The organism is Fusicatenibacter sp., from assembly GCF_050872605.1.
Classification (GTDB): domain Bacteria; phylum Bacillota; class Clostridia; order Lachnospirales; family Lachnospiraceae; genus Fusicatenibacter.
Map to the genome: position 1 here is coordinate 39,346 of NZ_JBNMHD010000004.1, position 24,111 is coordinate 63,456.

Annotated in this window: 17 protein-coding genes; 13 read left to right on the forward strand and 4 right to left on the reverse strand. The window is 48.8% G+C overall.

What is annotated here, in order from left to right:
* Positions 1 to 27 precede the first annotated feature (27 nt).
* From ACY2VT_RS02390 to nhaC, 3 genes are all read right to left on the reverse strand, one after another.
* Complete coding sequence (locus tag ACY2VT_RS02390; protein ID WP_055267449.1) at positions 28 to 351, reverse strand: hypothetical protein; 324 nt, start codon at positions 349 to 351, stop codon at positions 28 to 30.
* Positions 341 to 1,216 (reverse strand): MBL fold metallo-hydrolase, encoded by an 876-nt coding sequence (locus ACY2VT_RS02395; protein WP_461878736.1) that lies wholly within the window; start codon positions 1,214 to 1,216, stop codon positions 341 to 343. The genes ACY2VT_RS02390 and ACY2VT_RS02395 overlap by 11 nt, the downstream gene beginning before the upstream one ends.
* Positions 1,217 to 1,289: 73 nt before the next feature.
* Positions 1,290 to 2,705 carry a Na+/H+ antiporter NhaC gene (gene nhaC, locus ACY2VT_RS02400; RefSeq protein WP_461878737.1) on the reverse strand — a complete coding sequence of 472 codons (1,416 nt, stop codon included), beginning with the start codon at positions 2,703 to 2,705 and terminating at the stop codon, positions 1,290 to 1,292.
* Positions 2,706 to 2,931: 226 nt separating this feature from the next.
* Between nhaC and ACY2VT_RS02405 the strand changes: the two genes are divergently transcribed.
* The 8 genes from ACY2VT_RS02405 (at position 2,932) to ACY2VT_RS02440 (ending at position 13,849) form a co-directional block, all read left to right on the forward strand.
* Entirely contained in the window at positions 2,932 to 4,119 is a 1,188-nt protein-coding gene (locus ACY2VT_RS02405; RefSeq protein ID WP_173815969.1) for a CobW family GTP-binding protein, read from the forward strand.
* Between the two features lie 197 nt (positions 4,120 to 4,316).
* Complete coding sequence (locus tag ACY2VT_RS02410) at positions 4,317 to 5,276, forward strand: TIGR03943 family putative permease subunit (protein ID WP_055225753.1); 960 nt, start codon at positions 4,317 to 4,319, stop codon at positions 5,274 to 5,276.
* 83 nt (positions 5,277 to 5,359) lie between these two features.
* The gene (gene pth / locus ACY2VT_RS02415) at positions 5,360 to 5,944 is read left to right on the forward strand and encodes an aminoacyl-tRNA hydrolase (protein ID WP_055225751.1); all 585 of its coding nucleotides are present in this window, start codon (positions 5,360 to 5,362) and stop codon (positions 5,942 to 5,944) included.
* Between the two features lie 5 nt (positions 5,945 to 5,949).
* The gene (mfd, locus tag ACY2VT_RS02420; protein ID WP_461878738.1) at positions 5,950 to 9,474 is read left to right on the forward strand and encodes a transcription-repair coupling factor; all 3,525 of its coding nucleotides are present in this window, start codon (positions 5,950 to 5,952) and stop codon (positions 9,472 to 9,474) included.
* Between the two features lie 223 nt (positions 9,475 to 9,697).
* Positions 9,698 to 11,122 (forward strand): SurA N-terminal domain-containing protein, encoded by a 1,425-nt coding sequence (locus ACY2VT_RS02425; RefSeq protein WP_461878739.1) that lies wholly within the window; start codon positions 9,698 to 9,700, stop codon positions 11,120 to 11,122.
* 397 nt (positions 11,123 to 11,519) lie between these two features.
* Positions 11,520 to 11,807: a hypothetical protein gene (locus ACY2VT_RS02430; protein WP_055220917.1), complete on the forward strand. Its 288-nt coding sequence runs from the start codon at positions 11,520 to 11,522 to the stop codon at positions 11,805 to 11,807.
* Positions 11,808 to 12,021: 214 nt separating this feature from the next.
* Positions 12,022 to 12,906: a homocysteine S-methyltransferase family protein gene (locus tag ACY2VT_RS02435; protein WP_117813413.1), complete on the forward strand. Its 885-nt coding sequence runs from the start codon at positions 12,022 to 12,024 to the stop codon at positions 12,904 to 12,906.
* A 232-nt stretch (positions 12,907 to 13,138) separates the two neighbouring features.
* Entirely contained in the window at positions 13,139 to 13,849 is a 711-nt protein-coding gene (locus ACY2VT_RS02440; protein ID WP_461878740.1) for an HAD family hydrolase, read from the forward strand.
* Positions 13,850 to 13,963: 114 nt separating this feature from the next.
* Here the strand turns inward: ACY2VT_RS02440 and ACY2VT_RS02445 are convergent, their stop codons facing one another.
* Complete coding sequence (locus tag ACY2VT_RS02445) at positions 13,964 to 15,325, reverse strand: MATE family efflux transporter (RefSeq protein ID WP_461878741.1); 1,362 nt, start codon at positions 15,323 to 15,325, stop codon at positions 13,964 to 13,966.
* A gap of 299 nt (positions 15,326 to 15,624) precedes the next feature.
* On the opposite strand from ACY2VT_RS02445, the gene ACY2VT_RS02450 reads away from it, so the two are divergent.
* The 5 genes from ACY2VT_RS02450 (at position 15,625) to ACY2VT_RS02470 (ending at position 24,010) form a co-directional block, all read left to right on the forward strand.
* Positions 15,625 to 17,199 (forward strand): carboxylesterase/lipase family protein, encoded by a 1,575-nt coding sequence (locus tag ACY2VT_RS02450; protein ID WP_118660357.1) that lies wholly within the window; start codon positions 15,625 to 15,627, stop codon positions 17,197 to 17,199.
* Positions 17,200 to 17,433: 234 nt separating this feature from the next.
* Complete coding sequence (locus ACY2VT_RS02455; RefSeq protein WP_461878742.1) at positions 17,434 to 18,957, forward strand: response regulator; 1,524 nt, start codon at positions 17,434 to 17,436, stop codon at positions 18,955 to 18,957.
* 1 nt (position 18,958) lies between these two features.
* Positions 18,959 to 20,689, forward strand: a complete 1,731-nt coding sequence (locus tag ACY2VT_RS02460; protein WP_461878743.1) for a sensor histidine kinase — start codon at positions 18,959 to 18,961, stop codon at positions 20,687 to 20,689.
* A complete protein-coding gene (locus ACY2VT_RS02465) occupies positions 20,686 to 22,419 on the forward strand; it encodes an extracellular solute-binding protein (RefSeq protein ID WP_461878744.1) in 1,734 nt (577 codons plus the stop codon). Before ACY2VT_RS02460 ends, ACY2VT_RS02465 begins: the two co-directional genes overlap by 4 nt.
* A gap of 277 nt (positions 22,420 to 22,696) precedes the next feature.
* On the forward strand, positions 22,697 to 24,010 hold the full coding sequence (locus ACY2VT_RS02470) for an extracellular solute-binding protein (RefSeq protein ID WP_177269650.1): 1,314 nt from the start codon (positions 22,697 to 22,699) through the stop codon (positions 24,008 to 24,010).
* Positions 24,011 to 24,111: the final 101 nt, after the last annotated feature.

Here is a 24,111-nt window from a genome sequence, read left to right on the forward strand (position 1 = left end):
AGGCAGACTGTGCAAGCCGTCTGCGGATCAGGTTCCTGTAACGACAAACAGCAGAAAATCCTGCTGTTTTGCCAGAGTTGTAATACTATGATTATACGTTCTGAGGAGGTTAATGTCAAAGAAATAAATGGTTTTCATCACTGGCTGTTTTTGCGTATTTTCTTCTGCGTCCTGTGGTAAATCACAGGCAGAGACAGAAAAAACAGTTCTGAAATAACGCAGAGTATGGTAGAATCTGCCAGTCGGGTAAATGAAAATAGAAAGCGTCTCCGGGCTCATCCCAAAACGAACGGGGCAGCGTACCAATTCGTAAACCAGAATTGGTACGCTGCCCCGTATTTTAAAATACATCCAGGTCTTTTCCGTTCACGACATATCCGTCATACCCTGCATCCCGGATTTCATCCAGTATCGCAGTATCGCGCCATGCCATCTCGGCGGCAAGGTTTTTGTGGTTATCCTGTACATTCATATGGTAAATCCGGTGATACGTAACGAGCAGTTTCGGATTTGCCTTTTTTGCAACACCGGCAAGATCCGTGCTTAACGTATGCACTTCCCGGTGGTATTTCTGCCATTTTAGTTCGCGGCAGGAGATTCCGGCGGCGTATTCCACTTCGTGCAGCAGGATATCACAGCCTTTCGATTTTTCTGCCACGAGATCCAGCGGAGCAGTATCGCCGGTGATGACGATTGTGCGGTCCGGTGTGGTGAATTTATAGCCGTAGCATTCCAGTGTTCCGTGGCTGACCGGAAAAGCCTCCACCGTAACCAGGTCATCCCGGTAGACAATGCCGGATTCAATTTCTGTTACCTCAACGCGGTAGCCGGATTCGTTTGCTTTTTCGAAACCGTGAATTCGGAAATCAATGTCGGTTTCATAGGCCTGTAAGATATGATCGGTCATGTGCTGTAAGCCCTTTGGCCCGAAAACTTTCAATGGAACCGGGCGCTCCAGCACCCACGGAGTAAAAATCAGATCCGGGTATCCTGCGGTATGGTCTGTGTGAAGGTGCGTACAGAAGGCAACGGTCAGAAGATCCGGCCGCAGGGCATCCACGCCGTTAAAATAGGCGGCTGAGGCCTGGCGGACAACGCCAGGGCCAAAATCTACCAGATAAGCACGGTCACCGACCACGACAGCGGAGGAAGGTCCGTTGGCATTCGGACACGCATTTGGTGTGCCGGTTCCGAGAAGAACAAGTTTTGTCTGCATTCTTTCTCTTTTCCTTTTCATTTTTTGTTTCTGTTTCTGTTTATGATTTCCTGTTACGATTTCTGCTTTTGCCTTATTTCTCTTCTTTTGATTCATTGTTTTTGGTTTCCGGAAGATGCTTAATGGAAATTCCGGTAAATCCATAGAAAATACTGAAAACCGGGGTCAGGTAAAGCAGGAATAAGTACGGGAAAAATGCCGACCATGCAACACCAAGTGTGCCGGCCATGTATACGCCGTAGCCATGCCATGGAATCATAGGACCAGCCATAGTTCCGGAGTCTTCGAGGCAGCGGGAAAGAATTTCCGGTGCAACCTTGCGCTCTTGAAAGACAGGTGCCATCAGACGGCCGGTCAGAACGTGTGCCATCGGCTGGGAGCAGCTGATGAGGCTGGTCACGTAACCGACAATCATCGTTGCCAGGATCATACTTCCATCGCTGTTGATTCTCTTTACAATTGCCTGAAGAATGTGATCCAGTACACCAAGTTTTTCCAGCATGCCGCCCATGCCGACAGCAAAGCAGATAATGGCTACGTACTGGAGCATGCTTCCCATGCCGCCGCGGTTTAAGATGGATTGTAATACCGGTTCTTCGATTGCGGTTGTGTAACCGTTGTAAGCTGTGCGGATGATGCCCTGCAGAGTATCGTGTTGCACAAAATAGGAAACAAATCCGGCAGCGAAGCTGGAAAGACCAAGTGCAGAGATCGCATTTACTTTGCAGAGGAGCAATACAATAATCAGGATGGCAGGGATCATGGTAATCCATCCAAGCTGGAATTCACCGTTTAAAGCATCGATGTAAACGGTAATGCTTCCCTCGGTATAGCTTCCGCTGGTCTGCTGGAAACCGAGAATAGTAAAAAGAATTAAGGTTATCACATATGTTGGAAGGGTGGTCCAGAGCATCGAGCGGATATGATCGCCAAGTTTGGCATCTGCAACGGCCGGAGCAAGGTTTGTGGTATCGGAAAGAGGACTTAATTTGTCACCGAACATGGCACCGCAGATAACAGCACCGGCTACCATGCCAGGATGGATACCCATGGCGTTTCCGATCGCCATCATGGCAACACCTGCGCTTCCGGCGGAACCATAGGAAGTACCGGTTACAATACTCAAAATGGAGCAGAACAGCAGCGTCAGAGGCAGCAGCCAGGACGGGTTAATCATTTTTAAGCCCCAGGAAATGATGGTGGCAATGGTGCCACTCTGCAGCCAGGTGCCGATCATGACACCGATGGCCATCAGAAGGCAGAGCGTCGGGACGACCATACGGATGGCATCGTATGCGCCGGCAACAATGTTGGCGTAAGAAATACCGAAAATCTTACAAAACAGATAGATAAAAATCCAGCTTGCAAACAGGCCGATCATAGGACCGCCGGTTTTCAGGCGGATACAGACTGCGACGGATACGATGATCAGCAGCAGCAAAAGCAGTGACTGTGGCAGATTGAGTTTTTTTTCTTTCGTTCCACTCATAAAAAAATCCCCCATTCATAGGTAAAATGATTTGTCCATTCAACGCGTTAAAGTAGAAAAGACATGTAATATATTATAATGGTGAAATGCAGAAAAAGCAAGGGAAATTCTCTTGATTTTTTGTTCTATGGTTGCTATAATAAGCGTGAGTGTGGGGCGGAGGATAAACTTCGGCCCTTTTGTAGCTAACTATAAACGGAATCAACAAGATAAAGAGGTTAAATCAATGACAAGAATAGACATTATTTCAGGTTTCCTGGGCGCAGGAAAAACAACCCTGATCAAAAAACTCCTCGGAGACGCACTGAAAGGCCAGCAGGTTGTTCTGATCGAGAACGAATTCGGTGAAATCGGAATCGACGGAGGCTTCTTAAAAGATGCCGGTATCGAAATCCGTGAAATGAACTCCGGCTGCATCTGCTGCTCTCTTGTGGGAGACTTCGGCGCAGCATTAAAAGACGTTATCACCAAATATCACCCGGACCGCATCATCATCGAGCCGTCCGGCGTAGGTAAACTCTCCGACGTCATTAAAGCTGTAGACGGTGTAGAAAAAGAAGCAGGCGTAGCCCTGAATTCCGCAACAACCGTAGTCGACGTTATGAAATGCAAAATGTATCTCAGAAACTTCGGCGAATTTTTCGAGAACCAGGTTAAGAGCGCAGGAACCATCATCCTGAGCCGTACCGATAAGGCTGACACTGCAAAAGTAGAGGCAGCAGTAAAGATGCTCCGCGAGCTGAATCCGGAAGCACACATCATCACCACACCGGTTGAAGTTCTGGGCGGCAAGAAAGTACTCGATACGATGGAAGGTGCGATCATCAACCTTGAGCAGGTAGAAGAGGAAGAGCATCATCACCATCATCATGACCACGACGAGTGCTGCTGCGGCCATGACCACGATGAGGAGCATGAGCACCATCATCACGATCATGATGAGGATGAACATGAACATCATCACCACGACCATGACGGCGAGTGCTGCTGCGGCCACGATCACGACGAGGAGCATGAGCATCATCACCACGACCATGATGACGAGTGCTGCTGCGGCCATGATCACGACCATGAGCATCATCATCACCACGATGACGAGTGCGGCTGTGGTCATGAGCATCATCACCATCATCACGCAGACGAAGTTTTCACAAGCTGGGGTCAGGAGACTGTGAAGACCTTCACCAAAGAGCAGATCGAAGGCATCTTAAAGAAACTTTCCGAGGATACCGCTTATGGTATGGTTCTTCGGGCCAAAGGTATGGTAGCAGGCGCCGATGGACAGTGGATCTATTTCGATATGGTTCCGGAAGAGTACGAAGTACGTGACGGAGCACCGGAATTCACCGGAAGAATCTGTGTCATCGGTTCCAAATTAGCAGAAGATAAGCTGGCAGAGCTGTTCGGACTGTAAAAATACAAAGTAGCTGCGAAAATTACGGTTCGCGGCTACCTGTGAATTGTAACGAAGCTGCCGCATCAGAAACAAAATCCGATGTGGCAGCTTTTTCCTTGATTTAGAGACAAAGCAAAAGGTACGCCCGGAATCTCAGCCGCAAAAGCAAGTGCAGAAAGATTCCGGGAGTACGTCAAAGACAACGGAGGTACAAAATGTACGAAGAAGACGAAGTAGAAATTCCGATTTATCTCATAACAGGATTTCTGGAGAGTGGAAAAACCTCTTTTATCAATTTCACCGTAGCACAGGACTATTTCCAGATTGACGGGCCGACCCTTCTGATCACAACCGAAGAGGGTGAGGTAGAGTATGACGAAAAAGAACTGCTCAAACACAATACAGTACTGGAAATCGTAGAAGGACCGGAGCAGTTTACTTTAGATTACCTGAAAAAACTGAACCGTAAATATCGCCCGGAGCGTATTATTCTGGAATACAATCCGCTTTGGAGCGTAAAAAAACTCGAAGAAATGGAGCTGCCGCGCGGCTGGGGCATTGTACAGGAGATTGTAACCGTCGATGCAAGCTGCTTCCAGATTTATATGCAGAATATGAAATCTGTTTTCATGGAGATGGCAAAAAATGCGGATATGGTTATGTTCAACCGCTGTCGTCCGGAAGATCCACTTCCGGCATTCCGCCGCAGCATCAAAGTAGTCAATCAGGCATGCGACGTTCTGTTTGAGAATGAAGAAGGCGAAATTGACAACATTTTTGAGGATCAGATGCCGTTCGATACCGATGCCGATGTGATCGAAATCGACGATGCCGATTACGGAATCTGGTATGTCGACATGGGCGACAACCCGGAGCGCTACGAGGGCAAAACCGTTCATTTCCGAGGCATGGTATTAAAGAGCAAAGACGTCGGAGCTGATTTCTTTGTCCCGGGCCGTATGGCAATGACCTGCTGTGCAGACGATACTTCCTTTATCGGTTACGTCTGCAAATGCGCAAGCGCCAAATCTCTCGTAATGGGTTCCTGGGTTGACGTGACTGCAACGGTAAAATGGGGCTATATGAAGGTTTACGACGGCGAAGGCCCGGTTCTGTATGCAAAAGAAATCAAACCGGCCAAGAAACCGGAGAGCGAACTGGTATATTTTAACTAAAGAAAAAGAACAATCATACATCAGACAACAGAGGGCAGAGAAAGTTTTTTCTGCTCTCTGTTGTCTGCATTGCAGGAGGAAGTATGTTTATTATAGTAGGTTTGGGAAATCCGACGCGCCAGTATGAGGGCACGAAGCACAACGTCGGATTCGACACCATCGATTACCTGATCGACGAATATCAGATCCCGTCTTCCGGTGCAGGCCACAAGGCACTGTTCGGAAAGGGCATGATCGCAGGCCAGAAAGTCATTGTCGCAAAGCCGATGACATATATGAACCTGAGCGGCGAGTCCGTTCGGGAGCTGGTGAACTATTACAAAGTGGATCCGGAGAGCGAGCTGATCGTGGTTTACGATGATATCAGCCTGGCGCCGGGACAGATCCGTATCCGCAAAAAAGGAAGCGCGGGCGGCCACAATGGCATCAAAAACATCATTGCCAATCTTGGCACCGACCGATTTATGCGTGTGAAGGTCGGCGTCGGTGAGAAACCGAAAAACTGGGATCTGGCGGACTACGTGTTAAGTCCGTTTACGAAAGACGAACGTCCCCTTGTAAATCTGGCGATCGAGCATGCGGCAAAAGCAATCGAGCAGATGCTGAACGGGGATGTGGACGCAGCTATGAATGAGTATAACCGCAAATCTGCAAACCCGGCAGAGTAAGGAAAATGAAAGCGTTATTAGAACCGATCAAAGAAATTGCCCGTTTTGACGAGCTGTTCCGTGATCTGAAAAAAGGAACCGCAGGTGTGACGGTGATCTCGGGCTGTTTGGAAAGCCAGAAAGCCCACATGATCGCAGGTCTCTCCGAGGATGCCCCGGTGCGGCTTCTGATCGCGGAAAATGAATTAAAAGCAAAAGAATTATATGAGGATTACCAGCTGTACGATGCGGAGACGCTGTATTATCCGGCGAAGGACCTGATTTTCTATCAGGCGGACATTCACGGAAATCTGCTGATCCGGCAGCGGCTTCAGGTCATCCAGGCACTTCTTGAGCGGAAGGAAGTTACCATCATCACCAGTGTGGGGGGATGTATGGACTTTCTTCTGCCTCTTGACGTGTTTGAAAAGCACTGTATCCATCTGCGCAATGACAGCGAACTCGATCTGGATAAAATAAGAAAAGAGCTGGTGCGGCTCGGCTATGAGAGTACCTTTCAGGTGGAGTCGACCGGCCAGTTTTCCGTCCGCGGCGGCATTCTCGATATTTATCCGCTGACGGAACAGAACCCGATCCGGATTGAACTCTGGGGCGATGAGATTGATTCCATCCGAAGCTTCGATGCGGAGAGCCAGCGGTCGATTGAAAACCTCGAGGAAATCACAATCTATCCGGCATCGGAGCTGATCTTAACTGAGGACACGATTGCGCGCGGTGTGAAAGCGATTAAAAAAGAGGCAAAAGCGCAGAGCACAAAGTTCCGCGACAAGATGATGACGGAGGAAGCGGCGCGTATCCGCCATGCGGCAGAGGAAATCTGCGATCAGATCGGCGAGGGCGAAATTCTGCAGGGAGCGGAGCAGTATCTTCATTATTTTTATCCGGAGACCGTTTCGTTTCTTGAGTATCTGCCGGAGAACAGCCGCATTTTCCTCGATGAGCCGAACCGCATCATCGAGTGTGCCGATGCGTTGGAAGCAGAGTTTCAGGAGAGCGTGAGCCACCGTCTCGAAAAGGGATACCTCCTGCCGGGACAGGCGAAGCTGATGTGCAGTACGGCGGAGCTTGTGGCAAAACTGAACCGTCGCGGCTGTGTTGCCGTATCGCTGATGGAGCCGCAGAAGGGCGAGTGGAACATCCGCGATGAGTTCGGTGTGACGGTGAAATCGGTCAATTCGTATAACAATCAGTTCCCGCTTCTGGTAAAAGATCTGAAATCCTGGAAAAAAGCGGGTTACCGTATTGTACTGGCGAGTCCGTCGCGGACGAGAGCGCAGCATCTGGCGGAGGACCTGCAGAATGAGGAAATTCCGGCCTTCTACAGCGAGAATGAGGAGCGTGTTCTGAAACCGGGCGAGGTCATGCTGATCCACGGCGCGGCCCGCAGAGGCTTTGAATATCCGATGCAGAAATTTGTGCTGATCACAGAGACGGATATTTTTGGAAAAGAGAAGAAGAAAAACCGGAAGAAATCGGAGTATTCCGGTCAGAAAATCCAGAATTTTGCGGATCTATCGATCGGTGACTATGTCGTGCACGAGAGCCACGGTCTTGGTATTTACCGCGGTATCGAGAAAATTGAGATGGACCGCGTAACGCGTGATTACATGAAAATCGAGTATGCGGGCGGATCGAACCTCTATGTGCTGGCCACCCAGCTCGATACGCTGCAGAAGTATGCGTCCGGCGAAGCTGCAAAGGTGCCGAAGCTGAATAAAATCGGCGGTCAGGAATGGAATAAGACGAAAACACGGGTTCGCCATGCGGTAAAAAATATCGCACAGGATCTCGTGAAGCTGTATGCCGAGCGGCAGGCGTCATCCGGCTATCAGTTCGGAAAGGATACGATCTGGCAGAAGGAATTTGAGGAACTGTTTCCGTTTGAGGAGACGGACGATCAGCTTGCGGCGATTGAGGCGACAAAGGCGGACATGGAGAGCAAAAAGATTATGGACCGCCTGATCTGCGGCGATGTCGGATACGGCAAAACCGAGGTTGCAATCCGTGCAGCGTTCAAGGCAGTACAGGAGAGCAAACAGGTCGTCTACCTCGTTCCGACCACCATTCTGGCACAGCAGCATTACAATACGTTCGTTGAGCGCATGAAGGACTTTCCGGTGCGCGTTGATCTTCTGTGCCGGTTCCGCACGCCGGCAGAGCAGAAAAAAACGCTGGAGGATCTGAAAAAAGGACTCGTGGATATTGTCATTGGAACACACCGCGTTCTTTCAAAGGATGTGAAGTTCAAAGATCTTGGCCTTCTGATTGTCGATGAGGAGCAGCGGTTCGGCGTGACGCATAAAGAAAAAATCAAACAGCTGCAAAAAAATGTGGATGTTCTGACACTGACGGCGACACCGATTCCGCGTACCATGCATATGAGCCTGATTGGAATCCGGGATATGAGTGTGCTCGAGGAAGCACCGCAGGATCGCCAGCCCATCCAGACCTTTGTCTGTGAATACAATGAAGAAATGGTTCGCGAGGCGATTAACCGTGAACTGGCGCGGGGCGGGCAGGTTTACTATGTCTATAACCGTGTCCAGTCGATTGCGGATATGGCAAACACGATCCAGAAGCTCGTGCCGGATGCAAATGTAGGCTTTGCGCACGGGCAGATGAAGGAGCGCGAGCTCGAGAAGATCATGTACGGATTTATCAACGGAGAGATCGATGTGCTGGTGTCAACAACGATCATTGAGACAGGACTCGATATTTCGAATGTCAACACGATGATTATCCATGATTCCGACCAGATGGGACTGTCACAGCTCTATCAGCTCCGCGGCCGCGTTGGACGGTCGAACCGGACTTCCTACGCATTTCTGATGTACCGCAGAAACAAGATGTTGAAGGAAGTGGCGGAGAAGCGTCTCCATGCGATTCGTGAATTTACGGAGATGGGAAGTGGCTTTAAAATTGCAATGCGTGATCTTGAGATCCGTGGCGCCGGAAATCTGCTGGGCGCAGAGCAGTCGGGCCATATGGAATCGGTTGGATACGATCTCTATTGTAAAATGCTCGCAGAGGCTGTCCAGGAAGCGAAGGGCATCGCACCGGCAGAGGCGTTCGAGACAACGATCGATCTGAATGTCAGTGCCTATATTCCGGACGGCTACATCAGCAACGAGGCTCTGAAGCTTGACACCTATAAGCGAATTGCGGCGATTGAAAATAAGGAAGAGTATGAGGACATGACGGAGGAGCTGACCGACCGCTTCGGGGAACCGCCGAAAAATGTACAGAATCTTCTGGCTGTCGCAGAACTGAAAGCGCTGGCGCACTGTGCGTATGTGACGGAGCTGAAACAGATGGGCGATTCGGTACGAGTCACCTTACAGCAGCATGCCAAAATCGATGTGGCGCGGATTCCGGAGCTGCTGCAGAAATACCGCGACGAACTGAAATTCCAGATGGAGTCGCTGGCGTTTGTCTACACGCCGCGGCGGAGAAATTCAAAGGAAAAGATTGATCTGCTGGAGAAGAGCCATGCACTGGTGGAAGATCTGCTGCAGATCACGCAGGAGTGAAACACTCGCATACCCCCAAAATCGTGTGAAAAAGGCGTGAACAGGGAAGAAAAAAGTTGCCCTGTATCAGCAAAAAGGGTATAATAGAAAAAGCGTTTATAAAAATCGATGCAGGACCGGAAATTCGAATGTGTAAAAAAGTCGGGCATTTGAAAGGCCCGGACAGTTTTGAAAAGGTAAATTCTTTTTGAGCATACATTTCGCCCTGCATGAGGAGGAAGTAATGAAAAATTTAAAAGCAAAAGCAGTCTGCGTTATGCTGAGTGCTTCGATGGCAGCGATGGGACTGACCGGCTGCGGTTCCGACAATGTGGACGGAACAAAAACGGCAATTACTGTAAATGACGAGTCGATTACACTCGGACAGGCAAATTTCATGCTGAGATATCAGCAGGCAACCATGTACAATTATTATTCCAAGATGTACTCGATGTACGGAATGCAGATGCCGTCTGAGATGTACGACAAGGAAGGCGATGATGGAAAGACTACCGGGGAAACGTTCAAGGAGCAGTCTCTTGATACGATCGAAAAAGAGCTTCTGATGCGGCAGCACGCTGAGGAATACGGAATTTCCCTGACAGATGAGGAAAAACAGCAGGCGAAAGAGGCCGCACAGGCATTCGCAGTTAAGAACGGTGACGATGTGATGAAAAAGCTGCACGCAACCGTTGAGGACATCCAGGATGCACTGGAGCTGTATGTTATTCAGACCAAAATTTATGATCCGATCATCGCAGATGTAGATACCGAGGTATCCGATGAAGAGGCAAAGCAGACCTCCATCAGCTACATCACGGTATCCACAGCAGGAACCGAGAAGGATGACGATGGAAAAACGATTGATTTGACGGACGAGGAAAAAGCGGCAAAGAAAGAAATCGCACAGAGATTCCTGGATCTCTTAAAAGAGTCTGAGGATCCGGCAACCGCATCGTTTACTGATCTGCGCAAGGAGCTGAACGATCAGTTAAATGCGGAGAATACCGCAGATTCCACCGATTCTGCAGATGGCTCCGATGAGAGCAGTTCTTCTTCCGATGCTTCCGACACAAGCGCATCCGACGCTTCAAGCGCGAGCACATCGAGCAGTTCCGACAGCGATTCCTCCTCTGAAGTTTCATATCTGACCTCTTCCGAGACATCCTTTGGAACCGGATCAGAGAAAGACGATGACGATACCTGTTCTCTTGGAGATAAGGTAGCGGAAGAAGCAGCAAAGCTGAAGGATGGCGAGTATTATGATGGTGTCATCGAAGGCGATGATGCATATTATGTGATCCGTGTAGATAAAGCATTCGACGAGGATAAAACCGAGTCCAGAAGACAGACTATCATTTCCAACCGCAAATCGGATAAGTACAACGATACACTGGATGGATGGGTAAAGGAGAGCGATATCAAGGTCGCATCCAACTGGAAAAAACTTGAAGTAACGGACGCAGATCTGTATACGATGACAGTTGACAGCGCTTCTACAGATTCCACAGATGGAACCACAACCGACAGCACAACAACGGACAGTACAGCAACGGACAGTACAGCAACGGACAGTACAACGTCTGACAGCACGACATCAGGCAGTACCGAAACGACATCGACAAGCAGCACAGGCACTGCTTCGACGTCTTCAAGCACTGCAGAATAAAAGCATACGATACAGGACAAACGGCAGCCGGATCCGGGAGAGGGGTCCGGCTGCTGTTTGTGTCTGAAAATATTTTGGAACAAAAAAGGTAACGATTCAGAGCCCCATCTCGATTCCGCTTACGCTGCATCTCGATGTTGCTTCTCGCCATATGAAATTCCAGAAAAATAGCTCATTCATGTAAACATGATTCGCGATTTTTCTTCCATTTCGCATGGCTCTGAATCGTTACAAAAAAAGAAAATAATAGGGAATTTGTAGAGTAGATTGACAATAGTAAGAAGTTTATTTAAAATGAAATTACAACCAGAGTGTGTCTCACAGATTGCGGAAATAATTTTTCAGACACGCTCTAATGTTCAGACGAAAACGATGTACCAGGAAAGAAGGTGGAGAAATGAAGAAGGCAGTAATTTCCGTACTTGTCGGTACAGCAGTACTGGCTTTCGTTGCGTGTGGAAAAAATGCTGCAACGGAAAACAGTTCCGATTCGGGTGTTTCAACGGTATCGGCATCCTCGCAGGTGGAAAATGGACAGAAAGCAACCCGTGTGAACCAGGGAACAAATTTGTCTCCGGGGTCACCGAAGAATATCCCGTCCGGTGGGGGGAACAGCTCGGGCAGGACACATCATTCGGAGACGCATCATTCGGAGACACATCATTCAGACGCGCATCATGATTAAGGATGTCAGGGTTTGCTGAACATCCGTGAACAGAAACAGACGAAGGGGTATCCAAAACGGATACCTCTTTTCTACTTGTCGGGAAAACAATACAATGCTATACTGAACATGAATTTGACGCGAAAAGTGCGGCAGGTTCAGAAAAAACAGCCGGGATTTGTCAGTATACGCGGACATGTGCTGCAGGTAACTCGGGCAGAATGGAGAAAAGAAAATGACAAGAGAAGAATTTGAACAGCTTGCCGGAGCAGGTGTCATTTTATTGGATGGCGCAACCGGATCAAATCTGACAAAAGCGGGAATGCCAAAAGGAGTCAGTACAGAGCTTTGGGTTCTGGAGCACCCTGATATTCTGGCAAATTTACAGAAGGCTTACGTGGAGGCGGGAAGCCAGATTGTCTATGCGCCGACCTTTGGTGCAAACAGATTGAAATTAGCGGATTATGGAAGAGAAAACGAGGTGGAGGAGCTGAATGCACGCCTGGTGGACATCTCGAAAAAAGCGCTTGCCGGAACAGGTGCGCTGATCGCGGGAGATTTTTCCACACCGGGAAGAATGCTGCAGCCAAAAGGCGATCTCTCTTATGAAGAGCTGCTGGAATCCTACACAGAGCAGGTAACAGCGGTAGCAAATGCAGGCGTTGATCTTCTGGTAGCGGAGACGATGCTGAGCGTAGACGAAACGTGTGTCTTTATGGATGCTGCACTTTCTGTCTGCGATCTGCCGATTATGTGTTCTCTGACGCTGGAAGCAGACGGTTCTGCCCTGTTCGGCGGAAACGCTGTGGAAGCAGTTGAGACACTGCAGGAAATGGGAGCATCCGCCGTAGGACTGAACTGCTCGGTCGGACCGGATCAGCTTGAGGCAGTCGTAAATTCCATGAAAAAAGTGGCAAGAGTACCGGTTATCGTAAAACCGAATGCCGGCCTGCCGAAAATCACGCCGACCGGTGAGGCAATCTACAGCATGGATGCGCCGACGTTTGCAAGATATATGAACATTCTGGTAGACGCGGGTGCAGGCATTGTCGGCGGCTGCTGCGGAACAACACCGGAGTATATTCGTCTGGTGAAAGAAATGCTGGATGCGAGAAAGTAAATCAAAGATTACAATTCGCAGGAAACTGTGAGATGTAATGAATTCCCCTGTTGCGGACAAAATCTGTACGGGGGAATTTTTTTGCAAAACAGAGTTCAACGATCTGGTCTGATGGAAAGCCCGGGTGGAGAAAAAAGATAGGAAGTCTGGAAAAAAGACATGGAATTGTGGAGAAAAGTCTGGTAGAATACGTGTCGTGTGGAAAACTTTCCGTAAGAAAGGATGATGAAGGATGTATCAGAATTATATTTTTGATTTATATGGAACTCTGGTAGATATACATACGAATGAAAAGAAAGCGTATCTCTGGAAAAAAATGAGCCTGTTCTTCGGCATGAAAGGGGCCGCCTATGAGCCGAAAGAACTCCGGATGGCGTATGAGACAAAAATCAAAGAGCAGGAAGCTGCGCTTAAAATGGAATGCCGCGGCAGCCATGTACCGGAAATCGACATTGCGGATGTGTTCCGGCAGCTGTTTGAGGATCAAGCTGTTTCGGTAACGGAAAAAGAAATTGCAGATCTGGCGAAAATGTTCCGTGCGATTTCGATAGAAGAACTGAAACTGTTCCCCGGCGTGCCGGAAATGCTGCAGCGTTTAAAAGACGCAGGAAAGAAGGTTTTTCTGCTGTCCAACGCACAGGCGCTTTTCACCGCGCCGGAAATTTCCCTGCTCGGCCTTACGAAATACTTTGACGGAATCCTGCTCTCATCGGATGCCGGTGTGAAAAAGCCGGATCCGGCGTTTTATGAGATGCTGCTGAAGCAGTATCACCTCGATCCGGCAGAATGCCTGATGACAGGAAATGACGACATCGCTGACTGCCACGGTGCAGCCTCTGCCGGAATCGCAAGCTGTTACGTGGTAACGCGCCAGTCACCGAAAATCAATGGTCCGCTGCCGGAAAACTGTGAGAAGATCGCGGCGATTGCAGAGTTGTTCTGATTAAAGAGCATTCAGCAGCACTCCTGAAAAAATAATGCGAAAAAAGGGGCTGTCGCACTACGTTCATTTTCTTAGTGCAACAGCCCCTTTTGCTTATGTCCGGAAAGGAATCCTTCAGTTTTTCCGCATTCCTTTATCCCATCGGAATTTCCGATAGCAGGCATAAATCAGAACACTGCATACCAGCCATCCCGCCGGATAACCAAGTGCAATCGGAATGATGGAATCAAATATATGAGACATCACAAACAGGTAAATCTGGCGGAACACGACGAAGCTTCCGAGCATTACGATCATTGGTGTTCTGGTGTCTCCTGCGCCACGCAGGACGTTGGAATAAACCTGGTTGACGCAGCAGAGAATGTAGAACGGGGAGAGCAGATACAGGAACAGGGTTCCGTAACGAATCACAGCTGTCTCCTGGTTAAACAGATAGACCATTTGCGGGGCGAAAATCAGCAGAGGAATCATCATCACAATGGTTACAAGCTCAGCAAGCAGGAATGCGGTTGTAGCACCCTTCTTTGCACGGTCAATGTAGCTGGCACCGACGTTCTGTCCGGTGAAGGTGGTCGAAGCAAGACCAACACTCATCATCGGCAGCATCATAAACTGGTCGATTTTCATGCAGGCACTCCAGCCTGCCATAACATCCGAGCCGAATACATTGATATAGGACTGCACGAAAACGTTGGAAACGGAAGTCACCATCTGCTGGATCGCTGCCGGCAGTCCGACGCAGACGATGCGGTACAGCAAAGACCAGTCCATGCAGAGCTTTTTCCAACAGATGCGGTATGGGCCGTCTGTTGTGGTCAGCACATACAGCGTCAGAACCGCCGAAAGGCACTGTGCAATAACGGTTGCAAGCGCCACACCCTCGATTCCCATGCCGAAGGAAACGACAAACAAAAGATCGAGCACGGTATTGATAACAGCGGAAAAAATCAGGAAATACAGCGGATGGCGGGAATCGCCGACAGCGCGGAGAACGCCGGAGCCCATGTTGTAGAACATCAGACCGGCAACACCGCCAAAGTAAATTTTAAGATACGTTGCTGACTCGCGGATGACGTCGTTCGGCGTACTCATCATGCGGAGCATGTACGGTGTAATGAAGATGCCGAGAATAGTAAAGACAATAGAGAGAAAAAATGTCATCACCAGTGTCGTGCTGACGGTGCGGCTGACCTTTTCATCCGCCTTTGCGCCATAATACTGAGAGATAATGACACCGGCACCGGTGGAAAGTCCCATGAAAAAGCCGATCAGAGAATTGATGATCGGACCGACGGAGCCGACGGCGGCGAGTGCTTCCTTGCCGACAAAGTTGCCGACAACGATGCTGTCAACGGTGTTGTAAAGCTGCTGGAAGAGATTTCCGGCCATCAGCGGAAGCGAGAAGAGAAGAAGCTGTTTCCAGATAGAGCCCTGGGTCATATCGCGGGCTTTGCTCTTTTGTACTGTTTTCGTCATAGTAGTCCCCTTTTTTACGTTGATTTTACCTTCTTTTTTATTGTAGCACTTTGAAGTTGTGATGGAAATATCAGTTTTTGACGCGATTTTCGGACTTTATTGATATAAACAGCCGAAAATAAAAGTGAAAAGAATTGTTTCTGAAAAAATTGTCTGGTATAATAAGGAGCAGATGCGTAAATGCAAAAACAACAGATGCTTCAAAGACCGGTGCAAAAACGGAAAGATCAGGGGGATTTTGCGGTGGTTTTTTGGAAACTGCGCGTCACAGAACAGGATAGAAAGAAGGTAACTGAAATATGGGAGATTATTTTGTATGCAGTAAAACAGATCCGGTAGTAGAGACAAAAGCAGGAAAGGTACGCGGTTTCCGACTGAACACGACGTATGCCTTTCATGGAATCCATTACGCCGAGGCGGATCGTTTCCAGATGCCACAGCCGGTGAAACCATGGAAAGGAATCAAAAATGCGCTGGCGTACGGCTATGTATGTCCGCTTTTAAAGCAGGATGAGCCGAACATGGAGGTGCTGGTACCGCATCGTTACTGGCCGCAGGACGAGCATTGCCAGAACCTGAATGTCTGGACACAGAGTCTTGATCCGGGTGCGAAAAAGCCGGTCATGGTATGGCTCCACGGCGGCGGCTTCAGCGCCGGTTCTGCGATTGAGCATGTGGCATATGAGGGGGATCACTTAAGCGAGTTCGGTGATGTCGTTGTTGTTTCCGTGAACCATCGGCTGAATATCCTCGGTTATCTCGATCTTTCGCCGTTTGGCGAAAAATACAAAAATTCTGCGAATGCAGGAAACGCAGATATGGTAGCTGCATTGCAGTGGGTACATGACAATATCGCGGCATTCGGCGGAGACCCGGAGAATGTTACGATTTTCGGTCAGTCCGGCGGCGGTATGAAGGTGGCAACGCTGATGAATACGCCGGCAGCAGACGGCCTGTTCCAGAAGGGTATCATCGAGAGCGGTGTTTATGAGGCAAAGGTTTATCAGAAAGAGGACGGAGACGGCACCGCGATTGTGAAGGCTCTGTTAAAAGAACTGAATCTGGACGAATCCGAGGTGGAGAAGCTTGAGACGATCCCGTATTATGAGCTGTCAAATGCGTACAATAAAGTTGAGGCAGAGGTTGCTGCGAAAGGCTGCTATATCGGACAGGGACCGATGGAGAACGGCTGGTTCCGCGGAAATCCGATCAAATGCGGATTTACGGATCACGCCAAAACGATTCCGGTGCTGGCAGGAACCAACATCGGTGAGTTTGATTTTGGACCGGTTGTGCCGGGAAAACATGAGATGAACCGTGAGGAACAGATTGCGTTTCTGACAAGAAAATATGGTGATGCAACGCCGGAGCTGATTTCTCTTTTTGAAAAAGCATACCCGGACAAAACAATTGCCGACCTGTGGTCTGTGGATACGTTCTTCCGTCCGGCAACGATCGAATTCATTCGTCAGAAATCGGAGTTTACAGAAGCGCCGACTTATTCCTATCAGTTTACCTATGAATTCCCGATCGATGGCGGAAAAGCCGCATGGCATTGTGCCGAGATTCCGTTCGTATTCCATAACATCGACCGCATTGCCGTATGCAATGTCCCGGGCGAAACAGACCGTCTGCAGGAGCGTATGGCCACCGCCTGGATCAACTTTGCCCGCTACGGAAGCCCGGAAACCCCATCCCTCCCGAACTGGCCGGCATGCACCCCAGGGGATGAAGCAACCATGATTTTCGACAGAACCTGTGAAATTCGCCGCAACTTCGATCACGAGCTGGTGAAAAAATTGGTGGAAACCGAGTATAACCCGATGATGCCAGTTGTGGAAGATGAGGAAGAGGACGCGTTCTTTATTCATTGAGGAAAAGCAGGAATTCAGAACAGAAAGCAGAAATAAAAAGTAAAAACAGAAGTGAAAAACAAAATCCGGAACGGATCGAAAAATCGGAGACCGTTCCGGATTTCATTTTTTTGAAATGGTTACGGCTCCGGCGTTTCCGGGAACGGTTTTGAGCGGCAAAAGCTATACAGTTTTAAACGAAAAATGGTATAATAGAAACAATATGTAATGCTGCTTAGAAAGAGGAATAACTACATGTACACATATCTGATTGTAGATGACGAAATGATAGAACGAAAGGGCATTCGGATGCTGCTTGCGCGGATGAATATCCGGGAAAATATTCTGGAGGCCTCCAATGGGGAGGAAGCACTGGAGGTGTTTGAAAAAGAGAAGATAGACGTACTGCTGACCGACATCAATATGCCGTTCATGGATGGAATTGAGCTTCTTTCCCGGATTCATGAGGAGTATCCGGGGACGGAAACGGTGATTTTCAGTGGGTATGATGAGTTTTCCTACGCAAAAAAGGCGATTTCCTACGGTGTTTTCGCCTATATTTTAAAACCGGTCAACCCGGAAGAATTTGAAAAGGTGGTTGGTGAAATCAACGAAAAGCTTGCAAAGAGTGAGCGTGAGGAAAAACGGAAGGACGAAAGTATGGAGTTTCTGCGGGAACATTTGCTGTATCTGATGGTCAATGGGCAGAGCCGCAGCGCAATGCAGGAGAAAACACAGACGCTTCTCGATATGAGCTTTGTCCGGGATTTTTGCCGTATGGTACTGCTGGAGTGTGCCAACAACTATTTTGAACAGGTAAACAGCGAACAGATTGAAAAGATGCAGAGCGATTTGCAGATGCCCTTTCACTATCTGAACCTGAACCCACAGCAGTCCATCCTGTTTTTTAGCGAGGAGCCGGATGGCGGCTGGGAAGCGTTCGGACGGAAGCTGTACCATTATATTCGTGAAATGTGGGACCAGGAATGCTTTCTGGCCGTGTCGGGTGAGATCACGCCGGACGTTGAGCTTTACGATGCATTTGCACAGACGGAGCAGCTCATGGAGCGTCGCTTTTATCACACGGGAAACCATGTTTTTCTTCCCTTTCAGGAGGAGCAGTCCGAGGTGCTGGTGCAGATTGATGCTGAAATCCTGATCCGCCAGATCCAGCAGGACATTCGCATGAAGGATCTGGAGAGCCTGCGTGAACACTTTGACCAGTTCTGCGAGAAGTATGAGCATCAGACGATTTTTTCTCAGATTTATATCAAATTTATGTTTTCCAACTTATTGAAAGAGATTTACGACAATCTCGAGAGAAAAGATGAGCGGGAGCTGGACCGTGAGATTGACGCCCTGTATCACAGCAGCAACATGGTCGGTGTGATTCAGGCAGTCCGTATGGGTATTGAACGGCTTGAAACGGTCTTCCGCGCAGACGGTGGTGTTGCGAAACGCAGAGAAGTCGAGCAGATCAAACAGTATATCCGTGAGAACTATTCTGACAGCGGCATGGGCGTCGACCAGCTTGCGCGCGAGGTCGGCATGACACCGAATTACCTGAGCAGCATTTTCAAGAAAAATACAGGAGAAAACCTGAGCCGCTACTTAAAAGGTTTCCGCATGGAGCGTGCGCGGGAGATGCTTGAAAATACGAATGAGAAAATCGGTATAATCTGCGAAAAATGCGGTTTTGTGAATGTGTCCTATTTCTGTCAGAGCTTCCGCGAATATTTTGGAATCAGCCCGCAGAAATACCGGGATCAGGGGGAGTAAGATGACATCATTTGCCGGCAGAATAAAAAAAGCATTTTCAGATATGAAGGTACACCGGAAGCTTATCGTGGCTTATGTTCTCACAGGCCTTTTCCCAATGTGCCTGATGTTCACACTGTTTTACACCCAGATGCGCCGTGTACTTGTCGAGCGCGAGATCAAAAATCTGCAGACCACCTTTGATCAGGCAGTGGACGATGTGAATACGGAGCTTGCGCTGCACCAGAGTATGTCGGACTATCTGGCATTCGACCAGACGATTGTTCAGATTGTAAAGGCAGAAGACAAAAACAGCTTCGAAGCATACGAGCGCATGGTGAAAGAGTTTGATCCGATGATGGATTCCTTAAGTTATTTTTACCCGGAAATCCGACAGTCTACAGTCTATGTGCGTGATTCCGTTATTCCGCACGGCACGTATCTGCGCCCGGCGCAGGAGATTGAAAATGATGAATGGACAGCGCCGGCGGACAATGATGTTCACTGGTATGCCGATATGGGTCAGGGAACGGTGACGCTGGTGCGCTCGATGCCGCTGATTGATGACGGAAAAGGCGGTTTTTTATACATTTCCATGGACTACAGTAAGATTTTTGGCTCCATGGAGCTCGCGGTCAATGAGGATTACGGTGTTTTCGTCTACAACGAGGACAAAGAGGTGCTGTATGAAAATCAGAAGATGACCAGAAATGCAAAATACCAGATGAAATTTTCCGATCTTCAGAAGATACAAAAAAAAGAGAAGCAGAATACAGCGAACTACATTCTTCTGGAAAAGGAGATTGAGCAAAATGGATGGCATGCTGCGTGCTATCTGCCGAAAAAAGGCATCATCAGCCCGATGCAGCCGATTCTTCTGATGGTTCTTCTGATGTGGGCGGGCTGCGTCCTTTTCTCTGCGGTCGTAATTATGAAATTTTCCGGAAATATGGCACACCGCCTTGAAAGGCTGAAAATGACAATGGCTGAGGTAGACGAAGGAAATCTGGAAGTAGAGCTGGTTTCTACGGAAAGAGATGAGATCGGTGATCTGACGCGCGGCTTTAATCAGATGCTGTCGCGTATCCGTCAGCTGATTCAGGAAGTCTATGAGAGCCGCATCCGCCAGAAGCAGTATGAAATGACGGCGCTCCGTGCGCAGATTAACCCGCATTTTCTGTATAATTCGCTGTCGCTGATCAACTGGAAAGCATTGGAAATCGGTTCGGATGATATCAGCAAGGCTACGCTGGCGCTTTCGCGGTACTACCGGACTTCTCTGAACAAAGGCAAAAATACGATGTCCATCCGCGAGGAGATTGATAATGTGCGTTCGTATCTGCAGATTCAGGAAATGTTTCACGACTACAGCTTTACGGTCAAAATGGATGTGGCGGAGGATATTCTGGATTACCGTACACTGAACCTGATTCTGCAGCCGCTTGCCGAAAATGCGATTGCGCATGGAATTGACCGGCGGCGCGGCAGTGAGCCAGGCGTGATCACAATCAGCGGACGGCGCGACGGAGACTGTGTGGTGCTTTCCGTGGCGGATAATGGCGTTGGCATGGAACAGGAAAAAGCACAGACCATTCTGACGGAGAAGAGCAGCGGCTACGGTGTGCGGAATGTCAATTCCAGGATTCAGCTCGAATACGGAGAAGCGTATGGTCTTTCGATTGAGAGTGAGCCGGGAAAGGGAACGAAAGTGACGGTACGGATTCCGGGTGTGGAAAGGGAGGTACAGGCATGATGCAAAAAAAAATTGCGGCAGGCCTCGCTGTATTGCTGGCAGCGGGAACGATTCTGGGTGGCTGCGGAGAAAGTGGCGCAGCAGGGAATGATTCTGTTTCCGATTCTGCCGGGAACGAGGCTGCGGCTGTTATGGAAGCGAAAACAACGCCGTACGGACGTTACCCGGAAACCATCACGTACACGCTGGCAAAAATGACGGGCGTGAATAATTCCAATCTCCCGGAGGGAGAAACCTATGAGGACAATGCCTATACACGCCTGATCCGCGAGATCATTAATGTACAGAACGAGGATGTCTATGAAAACTACGGTGATACCTATAACGTTGGCATTTCCACCATGATCGCAACAGGAAACATTGCCGATATCATGGTTGTAGACCAGAAAACGATGAATTCTATGCAGAAAAATGATCAGCTTGCCGATCTCACAGAGGTTTATGCAAACTGTGCCAGTGACCGTATCAAGGATATTTATGCAAGCTACGGTGAGGAAATCCTGCAGAGCTGTACCTTTGACGGAAAGCTGATGGCATTCCCGGAAACCAACATTTCAGACGGTCCGAATCTTCTCTGGGTGCGGAAGGACTGGATGGAAAAACTGGGACTTTCCGCACCGGAAACGATCGATGATGTGAAACATATTGCGTTGACGTTTGCAGAGGAGAATCCGGCAAACCAGGAGATGGGCAACATCGGCCTTGCAGTCAGCACAACTCTGTACGGCGGCACGGGCATTTCTTCGGAATACGGCATGAATCTTATTTTTGCCTCATTTGGTGCATATCCGGGAAGATGGCTGACGGATGCGAAAGGAATGCCGGTTTATGGTTCCGTTCAGCCCAATGTAAAAGACGCACTTGGCATGCTGGCCGACTGGTACCGGGAGGGTGTCCTTGACCGGGACTTTTTGATCCGCACACAGGATGACATTGCCGATCTCATTGCCAAGGGACGCTGCGGCATTTTCTTCGCACCGTGGTGGGCACCGAACAACCCGCTCTGGCGCTGTCATGAGACGGATCCGGAGGCCGACTGGCAGCCGTTTCTGATTCGGACCGGGAAGGATGGAAGTGTGCGATACTGCAACGAAAAGCTGACCGGAAATTATGTGGTAGTGCGAAAAGGGTATGAATATCCGGAGATTGTGCCGAAGATTCTGTCGGTGATGTTTGATTATATGCGCTATTCCTACGATGATCCAAGGGGAGAATTTCAGCAATATTATACGGGAAATATCGATCCGACGGCACGCCCCTTAGCAATCAATCTCGACTATAATCAGGCACTGACGATCTGTTACGAAAATCTGCAGGCGGCACTGAACGGGGAAAAATCGGAGGATGAGCTGGAGATTCTGGAAAGATCGTTCGAAAAGGTATGCCGCGCCTATCTGGAGAACCCGAAAACAGCGAGTGCGGAGGAGTGGAGCGCGTATTTATCCCGTATCAAAGCCTGCTCGCTTTTGAGCGACGAAAAGATTCAAAGAGTGAATACGATTTATCCGACCCGGACGAAGACCACAGAAGCATATCGTTACACCTTAAAAGAACTGGAGTCGGAGACCTTTTTAAAAATTATCCGGGGTGAGTCTGAGCTTTCTGCTTTTAACGAATTTGTAAAAGAGTGGCAGGAGGAAGGCGGAAATGAGATCATTCAGGAGATGATTCAGGAAAGGAAAAGCCTGAATTCACAGGAAGAACAGAAGACAGAAAAAAAAGCAGAATAAAAAACAGAAGAAGAGGCAGGACGCACCGGGAAAACGGTGCGCTGTCTCTTTTTGGGTTGCGGAAAAGAATCCTGCGGCTTGCGAAAATGAGTTTTCGGATATGCACTGGTGTAGAAATGTAACGTAGAAATCCAACATAGATCATAGATTCTTGATATTTCAGGAAAATCCGCCGACTGCTATAATAAAATCAACAAGAACGAGAGATACCAAGCAGCAAATGCGATATGACAGCAGACGTTCCAGAAAGAAAAATCATACAAGGAGGATTTTCAATATGAAAAAGAAAGTAGTATCTATTATGATGACCGCAGCACTTGCAGCCGGCATGCTGGCAGGATGCGGAAACAGCGACAGCGGTTCTTCGAATGCCGCTTCCGGAAACGATTCCAAGAGCACATCTGAGGCAGGAAGCACAAGCACATCTGCTTCCGGCGCAGCAGAGGAAGAGGAAATTACCACAACTCTTACCGTATGGTCTCCGTCAGAGGATCAGGCAAGCGACAGCGGTGAGTGGCTGCAGACCATGTGCAATCAGTTTGCAGAGGAGCATCCATCCTGGCACATCACCTTCGATTATGGCGTATGCGCAGAGAGCGATGCAAAAGATACCGTAACACAGGACGTGGAAGGTGCAGCAGATGTTTACATGTTTGCAAACGACAACCTGACATCCCTGATCGCTGCAAACGGAATTTCCAAACTCGGCGGACAGACAGCAGAGGATGTAAAAAAGAACAACTCTCAGGCAATCGTGGATTCTGTATCCGTTGACGGCGACATCTACGGCGTACCATTCACCACAAATACTTGGTTTATGTACTACGATAAATCTGCATTCACCGAGGATGAAGTGAAAAACCTGGATACCATGATCGCAAAAGACAAGATTTCCTTCCCGATTACAAACTCCTGGTACATTGCTTCCTTCTACGTAGCAAACGGCTGTACGCTGTTCGGTGAGGACGGAACAGACGAGGCAGCAGGCGTTGACTTCGAAGGCGATAAAGCAAAAGCAGTAACCGATTACCTGGTTGACCTGGTAAACAATCCGAACTTCGTATCCGATGCAGACGGATCCGGTCTTTCCGGTCTGCGTGACGGTTCCGTAAAAGCAATGTTCTCCGGTTCCTGGGATGCATCCGCAGTTAAAGAGGCACTCGGTGATAATTACGGTGTTGTACAGCTTCCGACCATCACCATCAACGGCGAGGAGAAACAGATGAAATCCTTCTCCGGCTCTAAAGCAATCGGTGTGAATCCGAACTGTGAATATCCGCAGGTTGCGGTTGCTCTTGCAAGATATCTCGGAAGCGCAGATGCTCAGAAAGCACACTATGAAATGAGAAACGTAGTTCCGTGTAACGAAGAGCTGCTTTCCCAGATCACAGACGATGCACTGGTAACTGCTCAGAACGATACCTTCAACAATACTTCTATCATCCAGCCGTTCGTTAAGAATATGAGCAACTACTGGACTCCGGCAGAGAATTTTGGTAAATCTCTGGTCAACGGTGAAGTTACCCATGATAACGCTGCAGAAATGACAGAGAAACTGAACACAAGCATGAATACTTCTGCAGTCGAGTAAGTAAAACCGGCTCTGAAGCGTTCGAAAATCAACAGGATTGAAACCGCAGGCATTGTCAGACATCATCATTGACAATGCCTGTCTTTCGGAAAGGATAGATT

Bases quoted from the DNA above. Each gene is read 5' to 3' on its own strand.
- ACY2VT_RS02390 (WP_055267449.1), bottom strand. From the start codon at position 351: ATGTATTTTAAAATACGGGGCAGCGTACCAATTCTGGTTTACGAATTG.
- ACY2VT_RS02425 (WP_461878739.1), top strand. From the start codon at position 9,698: ATGAAAAATTTAAAAGCAAAAGCAGTCTGCGTTATGCTGAGTGCTTCG.
- ACY2VT_RS02410 (WP_055225753.1), top strand. From the start codon at position 4,317: ATGTACGAAGAAGACGAAGTAGAAATTCCGATTTATCTCATAACAGGA.
- ACY2VT_RS02470 (WP_177269650.1), top strand. From the start codon at position 22,697: ATGAAAAAGAAAGTAGTATCTATTATGATGACCGCAGCACTTGCAGCC.
- ACY2VT_RS02395 (WP_461878736.1), bottom strand. From the start codon at position 1,216: ATGCAGACAAAACTTGTTCTTCTCGGAACCGGCACACCAAATGCGTGT.
- ACY2VT_RS02460 (WP_461878743.1), top strand. From the start codon at position 18,959: ATGACATCATTTGCCGGCAGAATAAAAAAAGCATTTTCAGATATGAAG.
- ACY2VT_RS02440 (WP_461878740.1), top strand. From the start codon at position 13,139: ATGTATCAGAATTATATTTTTGATTTATATGGAACTCTGGTAGATATA.
- ACY2VT_RS02450 (WP_118660357.1), top strand. From the start codon at position 15,625: ATGGGAGATTATTTTGTATGCAGTAAAACAGATCCGGTAGTAGAGACA.
- mfd (WP_461878738.1), top strand. From the start codon at position 5,950: ATGAAAGCGTTATTAGAACCGATCAAAGAAATTGCCCGTTTTGACGAG.
- ACY2VT_RS02435 (WP_117813413.1), top strand. From the start codon at position 12,022: ATGACAAGAGAAGAATTTGAACAGCTTGCCGGAGCAGGTGTCATTTTA.
- pth (WP_055225751.1), top strand. From the start codon at position 5,360: ATGTTTATTATAGTAGGTTTGGGAAATCCGACGCGCCAGTATGAGGGC.
- ACY2VT_RS02465 (WP_461878744.1), top strand. From the start codon at position 20,686: ATGATGCAAAAAAAAATTGCGGCAGGCCTCGCTGTATTGCTGGCAGCG.
- ACY2VT_RS02430 (WP_055220917.1), top strand. From the start codon at position 11,520: ATGAAGAAGGCAGTAATTTCCGTACTTGTCGGTACAGCAGTACTGGCT.
- ACY2VT_RS02455 (WP_461878742.1), top strand. From the start codon at position 17,434: ATGTACACATATCTGATTGTAGATGACGAAATGATAGAACGAAAGGGC.
- ACY2VT_RS02405 (WP_173815969.1), top strand. From the start codon at position 2,932: ATGACAAGAATAGACATTATTTCAGGTTTCCTGGGCGCAGGAAAAACA.
- ACY2VT_RS02445 (WP_461878741.1), bottom strand. From the start codon at position 15,325: ATGACGAAAACAGTACAAAAGAGCAAAGCCCGCGATATGACCCAGGGC.
- nhaC (WP_461878737.1), bottom strand. From the start codon at position 2,705: ATGAGTGGAACGAAAGAAAAAAAACTCAATCTGCCACAGTCACTGCTT.